Source organism: Nocardia mexicana NBRC 108244, assembly GCF_001613165.1.
GTDB lineage: Bacteria > Actinomycetota > Actinomycetes > Mycobacteriales > Mycobacteriaceae > Nocardia > Nocardia mexicana.
In genome coordinates this window covers 1-20164 of sequence record NZ_BDBV01000071.1, presented here as the reverse complement: position 1 = coordinate 20164, position 20164 = coordinate 1, and the positions used below count along the sequence as shown (strand labels likewise).

General features: G+C 70.7%; 19 protein-coding genes and 1 tRNA gene. 15 read left to right on the top strand and 5 right to left on the bottom strand.

What is annotated here, in order from left to right; genetic code table 11:
• Positions 1-109 precede the first annotated feature (109 nt).
• Positions 110-667 (bottom strand): gamma subclass chorismate mutase AroQ, encoded by a 558-nt coding sequence (aroQ, locus tag NM1_RS43145; RefSeq protein WP_169814333.1) that lies wholly within the window; start codon positions 665-667, stop codon positions 110-112.
• 426 nt (positions 668-1093) lie between these two features.
• Between aroQ and NM1_RS26890 the strand changes: the two genes are divergently transcribed.
• The gene (locus tag NM1_RS26890) at positions 1094-2923 is read left to right on the top strand and encodes a DUF4407 domain-containing protein (protein ID WP_068025626.1); all 1830 of its coding nucleotides are present in this window, start codon (positions 1094-1096) and stop codon (positions 2921-2923) included.
• 227 nt (positions 2924-3150) lie between these two features.
• A complete protein-coding gene (locus NM1_RS26885) occupies positions 3151-3549 on the top strand; it encodes a hypothetical protein (protein WP_068025620.1) in 399 nt (132 codons plus the stop codon).
• An 81-nt stretch (positions 3550-3630) separates the two neighbouring features.
• Here the strand turns inward: NM1_RS26885 and NM1_RS26880 are convergent, their stop codons facing one another.
• Entirely contained in the window at positions 3631-4026 is a 396-nt protein-coding gene (locus NM1_RS26880) for a RidA family protein (RefSeq protein WP_068025617.1), read from the bottom strand.
• 157 nt (positions 4027-4183) lie between these two features.
• Here NM1_RS26880 and NM1_RS26875 point away from each other — a divergent pair, with 157 nt between their 5' ends.
• The gene (locus NM1_RS26875) at positions 4184-4939 is read left to right on the top strand and encodes an SDR family NAD(P)-dependent oxidoreductase (RefSeq protein ID WP_068025614.1); all 756 of its coding nucleotides are present in this window, start codon (positions 4184-4186) and stop codon (positions 4937-4939) included.
• A 102-nt stretch (positions 4940-5041) separates the two neighbouring features.
• Here NM1_RS26875 and NM1_RS26870 read toward each other — a convergent pair whose 3' ends face one another.
• Positions 5042-6688, bottom strand: coding sequence for an MFS transporter (locus NM1_RS26870; RefSeq protein WP_084520087.1), 1647 nt, complete (start codon positions 6686-6688; stop codon positions 5042-5044).
• A gap of 87 nt (positions 6689-6775) precedes the next feature.
• Here NM1_RS26870 and NM1_RS26865 point away from each other — a divergent pair, with 87 nt between their 5' ends.
• The 5 genes from NM1_RS26865 to NM1_RS26845 all read left to right on the top strand — a co-directional run bounded on the left by NM1_RS26865 (position 6776) and on the right by NM1_RS26845 (position 11874).
• A complete protein-coding gene (locus tag NM1_RS26865; protein WP_068025612.1) occupies positions 6776-7321 on the top strand; it encodes a TetR/AcrR family transcriptional regulator in 546 nt (181 codons plus the stop codon).
• A gap of 224 nt (positions 7322-7545) precedes the next feature.
• Positions 7546-8541 (top strand): hypothetical protein, encoded by a 996-nt coding sequence (locus tag NM1_RS26860; RefSeq protein ID WP_147289041.1) that lies wholly within the window; start codon positions 7546-7548, stop codon positions 8539-8541.
• Positions 8538-9581 carry a DUF4129 domain-containing protein gene (locus tag NM1_RS26855; protein ID WP_068025604.1) on the top strand — a complete coding sequence of 348 codons (1044 nt, stop codon included), beginning with the start codon at positions 8538-8540 and terminating at the stop codon, positions 9579-9581. Before NM1_RS26860 ends, NM1_RS26855 begins: the two co-directional genes overlap by 4 nt.
• A gap of 10 nt (positions 9582-9591) precedes the next feature.
• Positions 9592-10575 carry an AAA family ATPase gene (locus NM1_RS26850; protein ID WP_068025595.1) on the top strand — a complete coding sequence of 328 codons (984 nt, stop codon included), beginning with the start codon at positions 9592-9594 and terminating at the stop codon, positions 10573-10575.
• Between the two features lie 3 nt (positions 10576-10578).
• Positions 10579-11874 carry a DUF58 domain-containing protein gene (locus NM1_RS26845; RefSeq protein WP_068025592.1) on the top strand — a complete coding sequence of 432 codons (1296 nt, stop codon included), beginning with the start codon at positions 10579-10581 and terminating at the stop codon, positions 11872-11874.
• Between the two features lie 161 nt (positions 11875-12035).
• On the opposite strand, the gene NM1_RS26840 is transcribed toward NM1_RS26845, so the two are convergent.
• Positions 12036-12839, bottom strand: a complete 804-nt coding sequence (locus NM1_RS26840; protein ID WP_068025660.1) for an RDD family protein — start codon at positions 12837-12839, stop codon at positions 12036-12038.
• A gap of 74 nt (positions 12840-12913) precedes the next feature.
• On the opposite strand from NM1_RS26840, the gene NM1_RS26835 reads away from it, so the two are divergent.
• From NM1_RS26835 to NM1_RS26820, 4 genes are all read left to right on the top strand, one after another.
• Positions 12914-13918 (top strand): stage II sporulation protein M, encoded by a 1005-nt coding sequence (locus NM1_RS26835; RefSeq protein WP_068025589.1) that lies wholly within the window; start codon positions 12914-12916, stop codon positions 13916-13918.
• Between the two features lie 857 nt (positions 13919-14775).
• Positions 14776-15438: a phosphate signaling complex PhoU family protein gene (locus NM1_RS26830; RefSeq protein ID WP_068025587.1), complete on the top strand. Its 663-nt coding sequence runs from the start codon at positions 14776-14778 to the stop codon at positions 15436-15438.
• A gap of 60 nt (positions 15439-15498) precedes the next feature.
• Positions 15499-16014 (top strand): MarR family winged helix-turn-helix transcriptional regulator, encoded by a 516-nt coding sequence (locus NM1_RS26825; RefSeq protein ID WP_068025586.1) that lies wholly within the window; start codon positions 15499-15501, stop codon positions 16012-16014.
• 4 nt (positions 16015-16018) lie between these two features.
• Complete coding sequence (locus NM1_RS26820) at positions 16019-16849, top strand: EamA family transporter (protein WP_068025585.1); 831 nt, start codon at positions 16019-16021, stop codon at positions 16847-16849.
• Positions 16850-16970: 121 nt separating this feature from the next.
• On the opposite strand, the gene NM1_RS26815 is transcribed toward NM1_RS26820, so the two are convergent.
• Positions 16971-17056 (bottom strand) — tRNA-Leu (locus NM1_RS26815).
• Positions 17057-17290: 234 nt separating this feature from the next.
• Between NM1_RS26815 and NM1_RS26810 the strand changes: the two genes are divergently transcribed.
• The 3 genes from NM1_RS26810 to NM1_RS26800 all read left to right on the top strand — a co-directional run.
• On the top strand, positions 17291-18691 hold the full coding sequence (locus tag NM1_RS26810) for an FHA domain-containing protein (RefSeq protein ID WP_068025583.1): 1401 nt from the start codon (positions 17291-17293) through the stop codon (positions 18689-18691).
• 185 nt (positions 18692-18876) lie between these two features.
• A complete protein-coding gene (locus NM1_RS26805) occupies positions 18877-19344 on the top strand; it encodes an FHA domain-containing protein FhaB/FipA (RefSeq protein WP_068025579.1) in 468 nt (155 codons plus the stop codon).
• The coding region (locus tag NM1_RS26800; protein ID WP_169814332.1) for a PP2C family protein-serine/threonine phosphatase at positions 19341-20164 on the top strand (824 nt) is incomplete at its 3' end. The genes NM1_RS26805 and NM1_RS26800, both read left to right, overlap by 4 nt.

The following is a 20164-nucleotide window of genomic DNA, read 5'->3' as shown; positions in this document are numbered from 1 at the left end:
AGCGGGTCACGGCTGCGTTCAGACCGTACGGCTTCGTTTATCGACTGTGCGATTCAGCACAGATCCAGCAAACCCTCTCCAGTGGGTTTTCTCACATCCGCCGAAGGACTCACGGCGCCGGGCACAGCACCACCGAGGCGCGCACCAGCGCCGCCTGGTGCAGGGCATCGGCCCGGCCGGAGGTCAGCACCGGGAAGACCGCGGCCGCAAGGCGTTCCGCGCATTCGGGGCCGGCGAGCTCGCCGCGGTGCGCGGCCAGCTGCCGCAGGATCTCACCGTTCACCCGGTCGATCACGGGACGCACCGCGGACAGATCCGGCGGTGTCGCGGGGACCGAGCCCGGGTCGAACCGCCACCACGTCTGCAGGCCGCGCTGCACCATCTTGTTGGCCTCGATCTGGCCGTAGAACACCTGGCGCACCCACGGTTCGGGCAGGCCCAGGCCGCCGCCGGCGGCGGCCATCGAGTCGTAGACCTCCGCCTCGCGGGCCGGGTCGTCGACCACCGGCGGCTGTCCCGTCCGGGCGGCGGTGGCCCATTTCGCCGCGGCGACCGCATCGGCGGTGTTCAGGCGCTCGAGCACCAACTCGACGAGCCCGCCCAGCGGAGAGGGCGCCGCAGAGTCGGCGGTCTCCGCGGTCGCCGGTGGCACACGGTCGGCACTCACCGGCGATGCCCCGGCGAGCACCGTTCCGAACGCGACTGCGAAGGCCAGCACGAGTGCGGCCCGGCGTCTTTGGCGGCGTCCGTGGTGACGCGGACCCGCGAGCCCCCTGCCGTCGCTTCCGACGCGCATATCCGAACCTCCTGTCGCCGAGCCCCGAGATCCGGCTCCCGGAAACCGATCACCCACCGAGACTAGGGATTCGCGCGCGGTCTCGGGGACGCACTCGCCGATGATCTGTGAGGCTGACCACATCCCCGGTCCCGTACTCGGTAGAACGCGATCCAGCCTGTCACGCTGAAATCGATTTTGCGCACGGCCGGGGGTCTCCGTGGTAAGGCAAGTTCCCGCCTCCGGCCCCGCCAGCGAAGTGAGCGACACCGTCGTCGGCATGCGAAAATGCCTGGGACTTAGAGGATGTGAGATCCCATGACCGACCCCCACGTCCCTGAACCGTCCGCTTCCCCCACCGGCCGCGGCGGCGATGCCCCCGGTAAATCCCGCCCGGACACGGTTGCCCTGCTGACCTGGCTCGGCGGCGCCGGAACCGGAGTGACCGACCGCCACGAGCGTTCCCACTATGCGATCGGCGGCGCCGCGGTACTGCTGTTCGCGGTGGTCTCCGGGTTGGTGGTGACGCTGGCGACCGCCGCCGCCGACTGGCCACTGGTGGTCGTCGTGATCGCGGCGCTGCTCGCCCTGCTGGTGGTCGCCGCGGGCGCTCGGGCACTGGCCACCGTCTCGCTGTCGGGCACGCGGCGCGGTGACCTGATCGGCCGGATCGCCGTCGCCGCACTCGCCGGCGTCGTGGTCGCCGAGTTGGCGAGCACCGTCCTGCTGGGCGGCACCGTCGATCGGGAACTCGACGAAAGGGCAAGGCGCGATACGGAATCCGCGTCCGCGGTGGTCACCGCGCGCACCGACCTGGAGCAGGCGCGTGCCGAGCGGGCGGGCCTGGATCAGGCAATCGCCAAGGCGCAGGGCGATATCGGCCAGAACCTGACGATCGCGCGGTGTGAGTACAACCCGTCGCCGGAGTGCCCGCAGACCAAGATCACCGGAGTGCCCGGCAGCGGACCCGAAACGCAGACCGCCAACGACATGCTCGCCGAGGCGCGCACCCGGCTGGCCGACGCGGAGGCCCGCGTGCGACCGGCCGACGACCGGATCACCGAGCGGCAGCGGATTCTCGACGCCGCCCGCACCGACGCCTTCGACACCGGCGACCGCGGACTCGGCGCACGCTGGCTGGCGATGAACGACTACACCACCGGCCATGCCGGGGCGCTGCTGCTCCGGCTGGCGACCATCGTCGTCGGCGTGGCGCTGGCGCTGCTTCCGCTGCTGCTGCGGTGGTGGCGCGGGGAGACCTCGTTCGACCGGCGGGTCGCCGCGCAGGCGGTGGCCGACCGCGCCGAGCAGTCCGCCACGGCCGCCATCGCGGTGAAGCGGGCCGAGGTGCGCACCGAGGCCGAAAAGCTGCGCGCCGACCACGAATTGGCCGCGGCCCACCTGGCCGTGCACGCCGATACCGCGATCGATCGCGAGCGGCAGCGCAAGCGCATCGTCGCCGCCATCGGCAACTTCGAGATCGGCATCACCGAGCCCGCGCGCCGCGCGGTCGCCGATTTCGAGGCCATGGCAGAACTTCCGCCCGCACCCGCGGCCGGAGGCCACAGCTCCGTGTCCCAGGAGGGGAATGTGACACAGCCGCACAACCTGCCCGCCCAGCTCCCGTCGAGACAGCTCGCCGCGACGGATCCGCACGGGGCCGTGGTTCCGGCGAGCGCCGCGCGACCGGAGCCGAAAAAGGGTGGTGGGCTGGAGCTTCCGGTGATCGGCACGGTGCCCTTCACCGATACCGCGGCCCGCTGGATCAGGCCGCTGGTGCCGTCCTTCGTCGCCAATGCGGTCGATACCGCCACCCACCCGATGCGCACCGTGCGGCAGGCGTTCGAGGAGGCCGAGGAGATCACCTTCACCCTGCGTCGCACCCGCAAGGTCACGGTGAATTCCGATGATTCGTCCTATCCCGGGCCGGGCGGACAACAACTGACGGGTGGCGCACCGCACCAGGTCGTCGACGCGCCCTACGGCTCCCACGACCCACACCGCGCCGCACTCGCACAGGGTTCCGCGGAGGCGCAGTACGGCCTCGACGCCCCGCGCCGCGGCGATGCGCTGAGGGCTCGCCAGGGCGCGAGCGAACTGGAGTACCGCGGCCCGCGGCAGCTGCCTCCGGCACCGGACGAGCGCTGACGCCACACCCGCGGCCGGTACCCGGTTGTTTCACGTAGAACATGTAAACGACCAGGTACCAACCGTTCTCGGGCCCCGACCCGGTCTCCTTCACCCGAATACGACGGACCGTGTGCCCCCGAGACCTGGGGCACAACCGATCTGGCCGGTTCGTCACCCGTCCGGTAGGTTGCTGAGCACCCCGGGGAAATTTGGGCAAACGAGACATACGGAAGGGTCCCGTATTCATGCGTATCTTCACGGCCGTTGCGGCCTGCGCTGTCACCGTCGGCGTCCTCAGCGGCTGCGGTAGCGGCGATTCGTCGTCCGCCTACTGCGACGCGGTCAAGGACATGGGCACCGTCAGCACCGATCCCGGTTCCTCCTCGGCGGAGATGGTGAGCAAGTCACGCAAGATCGCCGAGGTGGCACCGGACGACATCAAGTCCGACTGGGAGACCTACGCGAACTCCCTGGAGCAGATCAACAAGAACAACGCGAGCATGTCGTCCCCGGATCTCTCCGATCCGACCAAGGGCCTCGAGGAGATGCGGGCCAAGTCCGAGGCGAATGCGGCCGCCGCCGGGAAGCTGGGCACGTCCGCCCAGAACGTGACGCAGCACATGGACAAAACCTGCAAGAAGTAGTCGCAGTTCGTCCGGAACGGTTGGCTCCCGGCCGGTTTCACCGCACGGTGCGACCGCAGGAACCAACCGCTTCGTAATGATTCAGCCGCGCACCGCCACGGCGTCCACCTCGAAAAGCATGCCGGGCATGGCCAGCGCCGCCACACCCGTCAGGGTCTGCGTGGGCGGACGATCGCCCCAGATCTCGGCGACCTTCCGACCGATCACGCCGAGCTTGTCGAGGTCGTGGTCGACGATATGGGTCCGCAGCTGCGCCACATCGGCGAAGTCCAACCCCACCGAACGCAACGCGATGCCGAGATTGGCGAAGGCGCGATCCACCTGCGTCGCGAAATCGTCGCTGGTGGTGTGCCCTTCCTTGTCGGAGTCGTACTGTCCGGCAATGAAGACCAGTTCACCGGTCACCCGGGCGACATGGCTGTAGCCGAACCCGGTCGGGTCGTGCAGCTCGGCGGGATTGCTGATGTCGACAGGCATGTGAGGCTCCTTCGGATCGGTATCGCGGGTGACAACACCGAGACGACGACGGCTATGCCGCAGCTGTGACATCCGGCGATGGAATGCCCCTCGCGGCGGCGGCGTTGCCCGCTTCTGTCACCGGCACCGGGCCGGGCATCTCGATCGGAGGAACGTCTTGTCCGATAAGGCATTCGCAGGGCAGCACATCGTCGTCACCGGCGGCGGTACCGGTATCGGGCGGGCGGCGGCCCTGGCGTTCGCGGATCAGGGTGCGGCCCGGGTGACGGTCGTGGGGCGCCGGGCCGAACCACTGGCCGAGGTCGCCGCGCAGCACGAAGCCGTGGTGCCGCTGGTGGCCGACGCGACCACCGAGGCCGGTGTCGAGGCGATCGCGGAATCCGTTGCCGCGCACGGCAGCCTCGATGTGCTGGTGCACAACGCCGGAATCTTCCGTCCCACTCCGCTCGATCGGCTGGATGCCGAGTCGGTGCGCGGTCAGCTCGATGTCAACGTGGTCGCTCCGGTTCTGCTCACCGGACGACTGCTGCCGCTGCTGACCTCGCCCGGCGGCAGCATCGTGGTCGTCTCCAGCATCTCCGCGCAGCGAGCGGAGGCGGTGTCGTCGGTGTACGCGGCGACCAAGGCCGCCGTGGACAGCCTCGTTCGAAGCTGGGCGGTCGAGTTGGCGCCCAAGGGAATTCGTGTCAACGGCGTGGCTCCGGGTGCTGTCGAGACGCCGATCCTCGGTGTCGGCGGGCTGACGCCGGAGGAGGTGACGGCCCAGCGCGCGGGCTACGCCGCCGACGCGCCCGCCGGACGCATCGGCCAGGTGGACGACGTCGTCCCGTGGATCACCCGCCTGGCCGAACCGGCGAGTGCGTGGGTGACCGGCGAGATCATCGTCATGGACGGCGGCCGCCTGCTGGTCTGATCCCGACCGCCTGGCGCGGGCCACGTCGTCGGACCGGCGGAGCGTTGCGCGCACCGCACCGCCGCCCGGACAACCCGGGACGGCGGTGCGGTTCACGATTGCCTACCTGCGCGGCGGTGACTCCGCACGCTCCCCCGAACGGGTCTCGGCGGGAGCGAGTTTCGGCACGCAACGGGTTGCCCGGCCGGTGCCGGGGCCCGATTCCGTCCGGACAGTGCCCCGATGATCGCCGTCCGGATCGGTCGCCGCGGTTCTGGTTCGGAACGCGATCACCGCGGCCACGAGCAGGATCGCGGCCGTGGCGATCGCCGCCAGGTGGATGCCGGTCACGAAGGCCTCGCGGGCCGAATCCAGCAGTGCCGCGGCCGCCTGCGCGGGGAGCCCGTGTGCGGTCTCGACCGCGCCGCCGAGGGATTCGCGGGCCGTGGCCAGCTGCGACCCCGGCACCGCGGACACGTCGAGGCCGTGCCGGAACACCGACATCACCACGCTGCCGAGCACCGCGACACCGAGCGCGATGCCGGCCTCGTAGGCGGTCTCGGAGACCGCGGCCGCCGACCCGGCGCGCTCGGCCGGAGCCGAGCTGACGACCAGGTCCGAAGCCACCGTCATCGCCACACCGACACCCGCTCCCACGAGCAGGAACCCGGCGACGAACGCCGTGACACCCGCGGCCGGATCGGCGCTCAGCCAGACGAACAGCCCGGCACCGAGCGCGGCCACCACCAGCGCACCGGCGAGCACCCTGGTCGGCTGCCACCAGCGCACCAGCCAGGCCGAGATCAGCGCCGTCACCATGCTGGCCAGCGTGCCCGGCAGCAGGTGCAGCCCGGCGTCCAACGGCGAACGACCCTGCACCAGCTGTAGATACTGCGACCCGAAGAACAGCACACCCGCCAGCGCGAACACCGCCAGGAGGCTGGTCAGCACCGCGGTGCGGAACCGCGGCAGCGCGAACAGCCGCAGATCCAGCATCGGATCGGCCAACGTGCGCTGCCGGCGCACGAACAGCACCCCGGCGAGCACGCCGACCGCGGCGATACCCAGCATCGACAAGTTCGGCCCGTGCGCGGCGATCTCCTTGACCGCGTACACGATCGGCACCATCGCGAGCATCGACAATCCGGCGCTGACCAGGTCGAACCGACCCGGATTCGGGTCGCGCGACTCCGGCACCAGCACCGGGCCCAGCGCCACCAGCACCAGCATCACCGGCAGATTGATCAAGAACACCGAGCCCCACCAGAAGTGCTCCAGCAGCCAGCCGCCCAGCAGCGGGCCGACCGCCGCACCACCGGTGGCCGCGGCGCTCCACACCGCGATCGCGGTGGTGCGCTGGCGCGCATCGGTGAACATCGCCCGGATCAGACCCAGGGTGGCCGGCATCAGCGTGGCACCCGCGATGCCCTGCAGTACGCGCGCGGCGATCAGCATCTCCGGATTCACCGACCAGGCGGCGATCGCGGAGGCGATGCCGAATCCGGCGGCCCCGATCAGCAGCAGCCTGCGGCGGCCGATGCGGTCGCCGAGCGTGCCCATCGTGACCAGCAGGCCCGCCAGGACGAACGAGTACACGTCGATGATCCACAGCAGCTGCGGCGTGGTCGGCGCGAGGTGGGCGCTGATCGCGGGCACCGCGATATCCAGCACCGTCGCGTCCACCGAGATGAGCAGCAACGCCAGCACCAGCACGCCGAGACCGGCCCAGTCCCGGGCGGTCGCCCGGCTCGCGACAGCGGTGGTGTTCATATCCCTCTCGACTTCCGTCGTTCGATCCTTATTACCGTCCAGACGGTACAGTAACAGAATAACCGTCCGGACGGTACAGTCGACCCCGTGACAACCACCACCCGCGATCGGATCCTCGACGCACTCGAGACGCTGCTGCTGGACAAGGGCATGTCCCAGGTGACCCTGGAGAGCGTGGCCGCGGCCGCCGGTGTCTCCAAGGGCGGCCTGCTGTACCACTTCAAGAGCAAGGACGCACTGCTGGCCGGGCTGGTCCGGCGGCTCGGGGAACGCGCGGAGGAACAGTTGAGCAGCGCCGTCGCGCAGGGCAAGTCGATCGCCGAGTGGTACCTGCAGACTCCGAGCCCGGACGACGACACCGATGCGCTGGAGATAGCGCTGTTTCGATCCATGGTGGCGGCCATGCGCACTGTGGACGCCCCGCACGACGATCGCGACGACGAGGTGCAGCGCGCCCTCATCGACACCATGGACGCCTGGGGCACGGGCCTCGACCGGGAAATAGACGACCCGGTCGACGCCGACATCATCCGCCTGGTCGGCGACGGCGTGTATCTCCGCGCCCTGCTCGGCCTGCCACCCGTCGACCCGGAGCGCTATCGCGCCGTCGTCTCCCGACTGTTGCAGCGCTGAACCCGGGCCACTCCACCCGCCCGCCGCGCCACCGACCGACCGCAGCGCGATCGCGCAGTAGCGCCCGACTGCTACGGCGCTGAGCCCGGACCGGCTCCGTGAGCCCGCCGCACCCGACCGACCGCGGCGCCCGGTGCACCCTCCGGCGGATACTCGTCCGAATCGCGGCCCCGGCGAAGGCCGGAACCCGTGCGCACCGCGATGACCCGGATAAACTCGGGCGCGTGTTTCCAGCCGCGGCCGAGGGGGCCGGTCCGTCGCCGGGTCCGGCTGCGCCCGATGCCCCTCCGCACGGACCGGTCGCGGTCTCCGGTGCGCACGGCCCGGAACCGAGTGGGCCCGGCGCGGCCGTACCCGGCCCGGAGGGCAACCCATTCGGCGAGATCCTGGAACCGGCTGCGGCACTGCCGATTCGGCCGCTGTCGTTCCGCGAGCTGCTGGACCTTCCTTTCGCACTCATCCAGTCCAGGGTTCGGCTGCTGGCGGGGATGGTGGGGGCCGCGTTCGTGGTCTCGGCGGGATCGGTGGTCGCGATCACCGCGGCGGGGTCGGTTCTCACCGGCGGCTCGGATACCGGAACAGCCTGGTCCGCGGTGCTTTCCACGCTGGTGTTCGCCTGGCTGCTGCGGGCGTATGTGCGCGGCGTGGCCGTTCCCGTCGGGTTGGCGAGCGCGCGCCGACGGGCGATCACCTGGCGTGCGGCACTGCGCGGGCTGGGGGCGCACGCCGGACAGGTGCTGCGGTACCGGGTGTCGTCCACCGGGATCGGCCTCGGCGTGCTGATCCCGGGCGCGGCGCTGATCGTCACGCTGCTGCCCGCACTGGCCCTGCTGGGTTGGGCGCGAGCACGCCGTTGCCTCATCACACCGGCCCTGCTCGACAAGCCGATGTCGTATCGCGATGCCGCGGCGCGAGCGAAGAATCTGGCCGCCGGGGCGGAATGGCGGATGGCGGGCGCGTGGCTGTACCTGCGCGCCGTGCTGCTGGTGCTGGTCGTGCCGCTGCTGGGTGTCGTCCTGTTCGTCGCCGAATTCTCCGGCACCCATCGCTGGGCGACCATCACGCTGGCGACCGCGGCGGCGCTGTTCGTCACGGCGGCGACGGAAGTTGTCGAATGTGCCTCCGACGTGGTGGCGTACCTGGATCGATGCTGCCGCCGCGAGGGTCTCGACATTCGAATCCCGCACGGGGCCAAGGCCGTTCGGGCGGTCACATCGTGACCGAAACGGATCCGCGAGAGCCCTGGCCGACCGCGCCGACCGGCGAACCGCCCGCGCCGCCGACACCCGCGCTGGGTCCTGCCGACAGCCATCGCGGTGCGGCCGAGACGGCCGCCGGACGGCACGACTACGACACCGCGGTCCGGGAGCGCTATCGGGCGGTGGTGCGGGGTCTGGAGCAGGGCGGCATTCTGCCGGTGCGCCGCTCGCGCACGGCGCGGGAGACCGCGGACGCCGCCGTGGCCGCACTGCCCGCGCAGGCGGGTGAACTCCCCACCGCCGCACACGGATTCGACGAGGTCGTGTACGGCCCCCGGGCCGCCACCGCCGAGGAATACCGGCGGCTCGAGCAGGCCGATATCTTCTCGCTGGCCCCGCCGCCGCCCCCCGAACCGGCCGAGGCGACCGTCCGGCACCGCCGGTCACTGCGGATACCCCCACTGCCGCAACTGATTCGGGACCCGAAGTTCTGGGCCGCCGTGCTCGCGGCGCTGGGGCTCGCGGCGGTGCTGTATCTGCTGATCCGCCTGGCGGCCGCGCCGACGGCGCCGCCACCGCCGACCCAGGGTCCGCCGCCGCCGGATCCCGGCGGCTACTCGCCGCCCGATCCTGACCTCGAGGGCTCCGATTCGATCTTCGGCGGACCGCCCTGGCTCGTCTACGGTGGCCTGCAGTGGCTGATCTTCGGTGTGATCGTGGTGTGGTGGCGGGCCCGCCGCCGCGGGACGCTCGTCGGCGAGCCGCGCCCGGTGGAGGTCGCCGCGAACGAACTGCTCACCGGGCAGGCGGCGCTGTACCGGAAATCGGGCGACCGCGACCACGTGGCCGCCCTCCTGCGCGCGGCGACGCTGCGCCGGATCCGGCCCGCCCTGGGCCTGACCGCCGACACCCCCGCGCCGCGGGTGGCCGAGGCGGTCGCCCGGCGCACGAGCCTGCCGGTCGAGCAGGCCGGTGCCGTGCTGTTCGGCCCGGTCGCCGACGACGAGACGCTGCGGCTGGTGGCCGCGCACCTGGAACGTATCGAATCGGAGATCGGATGACGGAGAGCCAATGACGAGGCCGGACACCGACCACACCCCGACCGCCGAGGACGCCCACCGGGCCTTCGGCGCGCTGCGCGCCGAGATCGGGAAGGCCGTCGTCGGCAACGACCAGGCGGTCATGTTCCTGGTGCTGGCGCTGCTGTGCCGCGGGCACGTACTGCTCGAAGGCGTTCCGGGCGTGGCGAAGACGCTGCTGGTCCGGTCCCTGGCGACCGCGCTGGACCTGGACCACGCCCGGGTTCAGTTCACCCCGGACCTGATGCCCGGCGATGTCACCGGTTCGCAGATCTACGACCCGCATTCGGCCGAGTTCACCTTCCGCCGCGGCCCGGTCTTCACCAATCTCCTGCTCGCCGACGAGATCAACCGCACCCCGCCGAAAACCCAGTCCGCACTGCTGGAATCGATGGAGGAGCGACAGGTTTCGGTCGACGGCAAACCGCAGCCGCTGCCGGATCCGTTCGTGGTGGTGGCCACGCAGAACCCGATCGAGCAGGAGGGCACCTATCCGCTGCCCGAGGCGCAGCTGGACCGGTTCCTGTTCAAGGTCGATATCGAATTGCCGGGCCGCGACGACGAATTCCGCATCCTGCAGCGGCATGCCGCGGGATTCGATCCGCGCGACCTCGCCGCGGCGGGCCTGCAACCGGTGGCCGGACCGGACCACATCGCGGCCGCCCGCGCCGCGGTCGCCGGGGTGCAGGTCAATCCCGAGGTGATGGCCTACATCGTCGATCTGTGCCGAGCCACCCGCGCGGCCCCGGCGGTGCAGCACGGCGCCTCGCCCCGCGGGGCGACCGCGCTGCTGGCGGCGGCCCGCGCCTTCGCCTGGCTCACCGGCCGCGACTTCGTCACTCCCGACCATGTGAAAACCGTTGCGGTGCCGGTGCTGCGGCATCGGTTGCAGCTGCGCCCGGAGGCGGAACTGGACGGCGTGACCGCGGAGGGCGTGATGTCCTCGCTGCTGCTGTCGGTGCCGGTTCCGGTGTAGCCGATGGTCGTCACGGGTCGGCTGGCGGCCGTCGCCGCGGTCGCGGCGGTCGCGGCCACGGCGGTGCTCCCGTCGTGGTGGGGCGTTCTGATCCTGACCGGTGTCCTGGCGCTCCTCATCGGCATCGATGTGCTGGCCCTCGGCCGTGTCGACGGGCTGGAGCTGTCGCGGCTCCCGGTCACCACGGTGCGATCGGGCCGGACGACGGCGGTGGAGCTGACGGTGGTCAACCGCGGCACCCGCACGCTGCGCGGCGTGCTGTGGGACGACTGGCCCGCGAGCGCGCGGGCAACCACGCGCACCCATCCCTTGCACCTGCCGCCGAATACCAGAACCCGCCTCACCACCACGCTGCGGCCGAGTTTCCGCGGCGACCGCGCGGCGGGCCCGGTGACCCTGCGCCTGCTCGGCCCGATGGGCCTGGCGGGGCGGCAGTTCCGCCGCGCGGTGCCCGCCCGGGTACGTGCCCTGCCGCCGTTCCGCAGCGAGGGCGTGCTGGCGTCGAAGGTCGCCGAACTGCACCTGCTCGAGGGCAGCACCGTGGTGAACGCCCGCGGCCAGGGCTCGGAATTCGACTCGTTCCGCGAATACGTCGCCGGTGACGACGTGCGCGCGATCGATTGGCGCGCCACCGCCCGCGCGGCGGACGTCCTGGTGCGGACCTGGCGGCCGGAGCGGCATCGGCGGCTGCTGATACTGCTCGACACCGGCCGCCTCAGCGCGGGCCGGATCGGCGAGGGCACCCGCCTCGACGCGAGTATCGAGGCCGCGCTGCTGCTCGGCGGGCTGGCCGCCGCGGCCGGTGACGCCGTCGACCTGCTCGCCTACGACCGGACGGTCCGGACCGAGGTGCGGGGCGGCAGCGGAAAAGGCTTGCAGCCCAAGCTGATGCACGCGCTGGCCGGTGTCGTTCCCGCCCTGGTCGATACCGACACCACCGGCCTCGTCCGCACCGCCCTGATGCACGCGCGCCGCCGCAGTCTGGTGGTGTGGTTCACCAGCCTGGACGGCGCCATGGTGGAGGAGAACCTGCTGCCGGTCCTCCCGGTGCTCACCCGCCGCCACCGCGTCATCCTCGTCTCGGTCACCGATCCCGACGTCACCGCGGCGGCCGCGCGGCGGGCCACACTCACCGACATCTACACCGCGGCCGCCGCCGAGGCCCAGCTCGCCGAACGCGCCCTCACCCGGGAATCACTGCGCCGCAAGGGCATCGACGTGGTCACGACCTCCCCCGAACGCCTCCCCGTCGCACTGGCCGACGAATACCTGGAACTCAAACGTTCCGGCGCCATGTGACGAGTGCGGGAATACGGCCATCGCACGACGGTCCGTGGCACTCTCACGCCCAAGACCACAGTGTCTTGCAACCCCCTCGCTGGTTCTCGCACTCTCTCCAGCCCTTGCGGGGAGTGCGGGAACGTGCGCGAGGGTGCGGGATGTGCGCTGCGCGAGCGCATTCAGGCCGGACGGCGCCAAGGTGTCCCGTGCGACGGTAGGACCGACATCGGTGCGGAGGGCGTGAGCGTGCGGCGCTGGCGTTCGGCGATCACCGCGCCGAGGATGTGCAGCGGCGGATAGCCCGGCGGCGGAGGCACCCGCAGCTGCGCGCAGACCGCCGTGACCAGGGCATGGCCGAGGCTGTCCTGCACTTCGGGGGTGAGGCCCCGGAACCGGGTCAGGTACTGGCGGACCGGCAGTGCGAGATCCTCGGTGAGGGCGGAGAGGTCGAGCCGCTGCGCCCAGCCCAGCAGCCACGGTGGCGCGATGGCCAACGCGGGCACGGGGATTCGGGCCCGATCGTGCACCACCACGGTCCCGGCCAGCACGTCGCCGACCCGCCGGGCCCGTGGCGAGCACAGCGAGGTGACCACGGCGACGGCCCCGAACCCACCCAGCGCCCAGAAGTCGACGATCGCCCCGGCGAGCCCCCGGGTGACGGCGTGCCGGAAGTCGACGGGACCGCCGTCGGCGCGCACCACCCGCAGGCCCAGCGCCAGCTTGCCGACGGTCCGGCCGCGCAGCAGGGTCTCGCAGGCGATCGGATAGCCCGCCAGCACCGCGACGAGGGTCACCAGCACCGCGACGTCCAGCCACGCCGGATCCGGCCGCAGCCACACCACGACGCCCGACACCCCGAGCACCAGCAGCCAGCCCAGCACCAGCTGCAGCACCACATCGAGAAGGAATGCCGCGGCCCGGGTCGGGATGCGCGCGATCGGCAGGTCCAGGGCGACGGCCTCGCCGGTAGTGAAAACGGCCATGCTGTGCACAGACTAGCCTGTTCGGCGGACCCGGGGGCGTTCGATTTCCTCCACCGGCGGCTTGGGAGACACGGATGGACGTGGACGCGTACGCCTACGCGCACAGGCGATCCTGGGACCGGCTCGACCAGCTGACGCGGCAGCGACGACTGTCCGGCGCGGAGACCGACGAGCTGGTGCTGCTGTACCGCCGTACCTCGCAGCAGCTGGCCCGGCTGCAATCACAGTCGCCCGATCCGGAGCTGATCGGTGGGCTCAGCGCGCTGCTGGCGCGGGCACGCGGCCGCACGCTCGGCGCCCGGCCCGACCCGTGGGCCGAGGTGGGGCTGTTCTTCTCGCACCGGTTCCCGGCGGCGGTGTATCGGGCCGGGCTGTGGTGGACGGGCGTCGCGGTGGTGTTCCTGGCCGTGGCGGCCGGGCTCGGCACCTGGGTGTCCGGATCCGCCGCCGCGCGCGACGCGCTGGGTATCCCGGCGAACACCGATGTGCTCACCGGCCCGGGCGGACAGTTCGAGACCTACTACTCCGAGCACCCGCACGACGCGTTCGCGGCGCAGGTGTGGACCAACAACGCCTGGGTGTCCGCGGTGGCGCTCTTCACCGGGCTGCTGATCCTGCCCGCCGCCTACGTGCTGTTCATGAATGCGCTGAATCTGGGCATCTCGTCCGGGTTGATGGCCGACGCCGGGCGCCTGGACGCCTTCTTCGGTTTCATCCTCCCGCACGGGATGCTGGAGCTGACGGCCGTCTTCGTGGCGGGCGGCGCCGGGCTGCAGCTCGGCTGGACGCTGATCGATCCGGGCCGGATGAGCCGCGCGCAGGCGCTGGCACGGCAGGGCCGGGCCACCGCGACGATCGCATTGGGCCTGGTCGTCGTGCTGTTGGTGGCGGGACTCATCGAGGGTTTCGTGACACCGAGCGGACTGCCCGCACCGGTGCGCATCGCGATCGGGCTGGTGGCCGAGCTGGCCTTCCTCGGATACATCCTCGGCGCGGGGCGGCGCGCGGCGCGGGGCGTGGCAGTTACCGATCGGCGTACGTCCGACGAACACTCGGAAAATCGGTTGCCAGGAGAGTGACCGCCGACGATGATCTAGGCGGGGGATTTGAGATCCACTGGCCGCAGCGAGTCCAGCTCAGCTGCGGCCAGCGTTACCTCCAACTCTACACAATCGTTATCGCGACGCAACCCGCCACGCGCTGCTCGGGCGTATAAGTCACGGTTCGAAAACGACCGCCCGGCACTGCCTCTCACCCTGATTCGCAAATTCGTAGCGTCCATTGTGCGAACGGGTCCGAATTCGGGTCCCATGCGACCGCCCGGTCTCTCCCATTCGACCGATTCGACACTTGCGGTTTCGCCCGGATAGTCCCGTTTCGGCGTTTGCCACCACACACCTGCCGTCGATGCGGCATCTGATGACTACAGTGCTAGCTGCGTGTTCAACACCGATACGCCAGATGACTGCAAGGTTGCCACCAAAGAAACAAACTCGAAGTCCGTTATCGGTCGAGTTGTCCGAGTCACATCCCGTATTGGACATTGATTCACGGATACGCGCCCGCCACGGACGGCGGTAATTGCGACAAACATCCGTATAACGGCGGCCCGCAACCCCTTCCGGCCCGGTACATCCACGCCTCCAACCGCACCCGAGTGCGGCGAAGATCACACCTTCGGCGACCCGAGCGACCCGCACCGGACGTTTCCAGGACGTACCGGCAGCGCGGACGGGGTACACGCGCAGTCGAACTGTCCGCCCGCAGACCTCCTCGCCGTGTCACGGGCCATTGACAGACCGGTGGCGGCGAACACGTTCGCCCGCAACGATTCCGGACGCCCGCACCGCCGCCGAGTGCCGGGTTACCGGTGGCGACAACGCTTTTCGGGGGCGAACTGCTGCACACGACGAGGCGAACAGAGAAGATAGCCCCCGTGCGGACCAAATTCTCCTCCGAACTCGCGGCGCTGACCGGTGAGCTGACCCGGCTGTCGGGGTTGGCGCACGAAGCCACCGAACGCGTCGCGGTGGCGGTGGCCGAATCCAACCTGACCGCCGCCTACGAGGTCTTCGCCCTCGACGAGCAGCTGCAGTCCCTGCACGGGACGTGCGAGAACCGGGCGGTGATCCTGCTCGCCCTGGAGGCGCCGGTGGCCCGCGACCTGCGGCACGTGGTGAGCGCGATCCAGATCGCCGACGATCTGTCCCAGATGAGCTGGCTCACCAGCCGCGTCGCCGACAATGTGGTGCGCCGATATCCGGATCCGGTGGCGCCGCCGGACATTCTGTCGCTGCTCGCCGAGATCGGCCGGCGCGTCATCGAACTCGCGGCGTCCGCCCAGCGCGCCATCGCCACCGACGGCCCCGCGGCCGAGCACCACGTGGTCGCCCCCGACGGCCGCCTCACCGAACTCCAGCAGCAGGTACTGCACACGATCTCGGTGCCCGAGTGGTCGCACGGCAGCGCCATGGCCGTCGATCTCGCCCTGCTCGTGCATCACTACGAACGCTGCGCCGAGCACAGCGTGCGCATCGGCCGCCTGATCCGCTTCTTCCACACCGGAACTCCGCTGTCGGCACAGTCCGGCGAGCACTGACCCGCACACCGATTCCCGTGATCCGTGATTAGAGCGCGGCGCATCGGGAATGCATGAGGCATGCATACCGAACGGGTGTCGAATCTGTTGGGCGCGGTCGCACTGGCCGTCAGCGACAAGATGATTCGCCAAGTCACCGCCGCCACGCGGCTGAGCCCCAGCGCGTCGGCGAGCCTGGTCGTACTCCGCGAGTCCGGCCCGATCGGAGTGACCGAACTCGGCCGCCGGGTGGGGCTGACGCAGTCGGCCGCGACCCGCACGCTCGATTCGCTGGAAGGCGCGGGCCTGGTGCAGCGGACTCGGACCGGACGGGACCGGGCGATCGCCCTGACCGGCACCGGACGGCGAAAGGCCGCGGGAGTGCTGCGCGCTCGCGACGAATGGCTCGGGGCGCTGACCGCCGCGCTGGACGAGGACGAGCGACGGTCGCTCGACCTCATCCTCGGCAAGATCCTCACCAGGGTCTACGACGACGTTCCCGCCGCCGACCTGCTGTGCCGGCTCTGCGATCGACAGGCGTGCACCCACGACCTGGTGTGCCCGGTCGGCCAGGCGGAACGGGACCGGAGCGGGTGAGCGCATGGGGTGGCTGCTCGCACTGTCCTCCGCGGTGCTGTACGGCATCTCGGACTTCGTCGGCGGAATCGCCGCGCGCCGAATCCATTTCGCGACCACCGCGGTGCTCGGCCAGGCGGTCGGCCTCGGGGTAGCGGTACCGCTGGCGCTGCTGAACGGCACCGGTATGCGGGTCGCGGATCTGGGCTGGGGCGCGCTGTCGGGACTGGGCACGGCCGCGGGGATGGCGGCGCTGTTCCGCGGGCTCGGGCGCGGCACCATGAGCACGGTCGTACCGATCAGCACGCTGACGGGCATGGGCCTGCCCGTCCTGTTCGGCGTGCTGGCGGAGGGGCAGCGACCGACCGCCGCCGCGAGCCTGGGCGTCGTGGTTTCGCTACCGGCGCTGTGGCTGGTCTCCCGGACGCCCGACGGCGCGCCCGTCGCGGTGCGCGGGGCCCTCGCCGACGGACTGGCCGCCGGAGTCGGTATCGCGATCCAATATCTGGCGCTCGCACACGCCTCCGCGGCGTCGGGACTCTGGCCGGTCGCCGCCGGGCGGGTCACGGCGGTCTGCGCCCTGGTGCCGCTGGTGCTGTGGGCCGGAGCGGCGTGGCGGGTCGCATCCGGTCCGGCCGCTCTCGCCGCGACCTCCGGCGCCACCGCCGCCCTCGCGCTCGCGGCCTACCTCGAGGCCACCCATCGGCAGCTCGCCGTCGTCGCCGTCGCGCTGTCCTCGCTGTACCCCGTGATCCCCGTTGTGCTCGGAATCACCGTGCTGCGCGAACGCCTGACCCGCGGCCAGTGGGCCGGGCTGCTGATCGCCGCGCTCGCGGTGGCCCTGCTCGCCCACTGATTCGAAACCCCGGTTGACGCAAACCTACAGATCAGCGCCGGTTCGAGCGATCATGGATCGGTTCGCGAGAGTGCTCCTATACGAACAAGGGCCCGGATCTGATGATCCGGACCCTTGTTGCTGGTGGGCGAAGGGGGACTTGAACCCCCACGTCCCGAAGGACACTGGCACCTGAAGCCAGCGCGTCTGCCATTCCGCCACTCGCCCGAGCGACTGGAAGACAGTATCACGCGGCCGTCGGACGGATGAAATCGCCTGGTCAAAGGACCTACCGGCACCCCGTCTGAGACTGGGAACTTCGGCGACCCGCCGAGAGTTACAGGTGTGGACGATCGTGGATATCATGCAATGACCGTGTCCGTCCGACGACACGCCCTATTCGCGTGTCGCGGATTATTGACAGACGACCGACAGGACGAGCGCACCGAAGGGAGGGCCGGGATGGGAATCGTGTCGCGCTTCGAGCGACGCCTGCAGGGGGCCGTCGGTGATGCCTTCGCCCGGGTCTTCGGAGGCAGTGTCGTTCCCCAGGAGGTGGAGGCGGCGCTGCAGCGCGAGGCCAACGATCGAGTCACCGAACTCGACGGCGGGCATCTGCTGGCTCCCAACAGCTACGTGATCACCATCAACACGTCGGACCTGCAAGAACTCGATGCAGACCACGAGATCACGAGCCGTGCTTTCGCCAGGCATCTGCAGGACTATATCCGCGAGCAGGGGTGGCAGACCTACGGCGAAGTGCACGTCGAATTCCAGGCATCCCCTACGCTGCACACCGGGCAGTTCAGGACGCGCGGCCGGGTCGACCCGGACGCCGACCGCCGCAGCCCGCCGGATCGGCGGCCGCCCGACCGGCCTGGACCACCCGCACAACGAAACGCAAACCCGCAACCAGGAGCTGGCCCCATGACGCAGAACTCAGGCTACGACCCCAGCCGTGAGCCCGCGGAGTCCGATCCACGCAACCGCGGGTACGCGCCGCCCGGTGGCCGCCCCGGTCCGGGGAGTTACGACTACGGCCGCGGTGGGCAGTACCCCGCGGCCGGCGATTACGCCGCGCCCGAATCGCAGCAGGCCTACGGCGACTATCAGCAGGCCGACTACCAGAACGGCTACGACTACCAGCAGGGTGGCGCGGGCTACGGCCAGCAGGGCTACGCCGACCAGGCCTACGGCCAGCCGCAGCCGGGCGGGTACGACCCGGCCGCCTACAACCAGCAGGGCTACGCCGACCAGGGCTACGGGCAGCAGGGCGGGTACGACCAGGGCTACGCCGATCAGGGCTACGACCAGGGCTACGGGCAGCAGGGCTACCCCAATCAGGACTACGGGCAGCAGCAGGCCTACGGCCAGGCTCCGGGCGGGTACGAGCAGGGCTATGCGGGCCAGGGCTACGGCCAGGCTCCCGCGGGATACGAGCAGGGGTACGCCGACCAGGGCGCGTACGACCAGGCGGGCTATGCCCAGCCGGGTTACGCCGACCAGGCCTACGGCCAGCAGCCCGGGTACGCCGCCGCCCCCGGCGCGCAGCAGCCGCCGCAGCGGGGCGGTTCCGGATACTCGGCGACCCTGCAGCTCGACGACGGCAGCGGCCGCACGTATCAGCTACGAGAAGGCAGCAACATCATCGGCCGGGGCCAGGACGCCCACTTCCGGCTGCCCGACACCGGCGTCTCCCGCCGCCACATCGAGGTGCGCTGGGACGGTCAGGTCGCGATGCTGTCGGACCTTGGTTCGACCAACGGAACGCTGGTCAACGGCTCGCCCGTGCAGGATTGGCAGCTGGCGGACGGCGATGTCATCCGCGCCGGGCATTCCGAGATCCTGATCCGGATCGTCTGATCCCGTAAGCTCGCCGGTGCAGGTCACGGTGTGACGCGAGAAACCTCGGTCGTATCGTGATCGCAACCGGTCGTCGGCCCTATTATGCTGCCACCATTCGCTCGGCAGCCGGGCCGTGCTGACCAGCACGCCGGTTGGGGGTGCAACCGTACCGACGGCACCGGTCGAACAGGAGGTGGAGCGCCGTGCAGGGACTGATCCTGCAATTGACCCGTGCGGGGTTCCTGTTGCTGTTGTGGCTGTTCGTCTGGGCGGTCCTACGGACCCTGCGCAGCGACATCTACGCGGCATCCGGCATCCGGATCCAGCCCCGGGCCGCTCGCGGTTCCGCGGTGCTGCCATCCTTCAGCCGTGGCCAGAAGGGCGCCAAATATCTAGTGGTGACTCAGGGTTCACTCGCCGGCACTCGAATCACGCTCGGCAGCCAACCGGTCCTCATCGGCCGCGCCGACGATTCGACACTCGTTCTGACCGACGACTACGCGTCGACCAGGCATGCGCGGCTGTCGCCGCGCGGCGACGACTGGTACGTCGAAGATCTAGGCTCTACCAACGGGACCTACCTCGATCGAGCGAAGGTCACCACCCCGGTCCGAGTTTCGCTCGGTACCCCCGTCCGTGTCGGTAAGACAGTGATCGAGCTGCGATCGTGACTCTTGTTCTCCGCTACGCAGCGCGCAGCGACCGTGGTCTCGTCCGGGCCAACAACGAGGATTCCGTCTACGCTGGCGCGCGCCTGCTCGCGCTCGCCGACGGGATGGGCGGCCATGCCGCGGGCGAGGTGGCCTCTCAGTTGATGATCGCCGCGCTGGCCCATCTCGACGACGACGAGCCCGGCGACGATCTGCTCGGCAAGCTCGACCGCGCGGTGCGCGAGGGCAATGCCGCCATCGCCGACCAGGTCGAGGAAGAGCCCGAACTGGATGGCATGGGCACCACGCTCACCGCAATCCTGTTCGCGGGCAAGAAACTCGGCCTCGCGCACATCGGCGACTCCCGCGCCTACATGCTGCGCGGCGGCGAGCTCGCGCAGATCACCCGCGACGACACCTTCGTGCAGTCGCTGGTGGACGAGGGCCGCATCACCCCCGAGCAGGCGCACACGCATCCGCAGCGGTCGCTGATCATGCGCGCGCTGACCGGCAACGAGATCGAGCCCACGCTGACCATGCGCGAGGCCCGCGCCGGCGACCGCTACCTGCTGTGCTCGGACGGCCTGTCCGATGTGGTCAGCGACGAGACCCTCGCCAACACGCTGCGCGAGGGCAGCACCGACGAGGCCGCCGACCGGCTCATCGAGCTGGCACTGCGCAGCGGCGGGCCCGACAACGTGACCGTCGTCGTCGCCGACGTCATCGACCTCGACTACGGCCAGAGCCACCCGATCGTGGCGGGGGCCGCCTCCGGTGAGGACGAGGACGCACCGCCGCCGAACACGGCCGCCGGCCGCGCCGCCGCCATGCGCCCGCCGCG

Coding starts and splice junctions, on each gene's coding strand:
- NM1_RS26885 (WP_068025620.1), top strand. CDS start 3,151: ATGCGTATCTTCACGGCCGTTGCGGCCTGCGCTGTCACCGTCGGCGTC.
- NM1_RS26880 (WP_068025617.1), bottom strand. CDS start 4,026: ATGCCTGTCGACATCAGCAATCCCGCCGAGCTGCACGACCCGACCGGG.
- NM1_RS26870 (WP_084520087.1), bottom strand. CDS start 6,688: ATGAACACCACCGCTGTCGCGAGCCGGGCGACCGCCCGGGACTGGGCC.
- NM1_RS26810 (WP_068025583.1), top strand. CDS start 17,291: ATGGGAATCGTGTCGCGCTTCGAGCGACGCCTGCAGGGGGCCGTCGGT.
- NM1_RS26890 (WP_068025626.1), top strand. CDS start 1,094: ATGACCGACCCCCACGTCCCTGAACCGTCCGCTTCCCCCACCGGCCGC.
- NM1_RS26820 (WP_068025585.1), top strand. CDS start 16,019: ATGGGGTGGCTGCTCGCACTGTCCTCCGCGGTGCTGTACGGCATCTCG.
- NM1_RS26845 (WP_068025592.1), top strand. CDS start 10,579: ATGGTCGTCACGGGTCGGCTGGCGGCCGTCGCCGCGGTCGCGGCGGTC.
- NM1_RS26840 (WP_068025660.1), bottom strand. CDS start 12,839: ATGGCCGTTTTCACTACCGGCGAGGCCGTCGCCCTGGACCTGCCGATC.
- NM1_RS26835 (WP_068025589.1), top strand. CDS start 12,914: ATGGACGTGGACGCGTACGCCTACGCGCACAGGCGATCCTGGGACCGG.
- NM1_RS26825 (WP_068025586.1), top strand. CDS start 15,499: ATGCATACCGAACGGGTGTCGAATCTGTTGGGCGCGGTCGCACTGGCC.
- NM1_RS26850 (WP_068025595.1), top strand. CDS start 9,592: ATGACGAGGCCGGACACCGACCACACCCCGACCGCCGAGGACGCCCAC.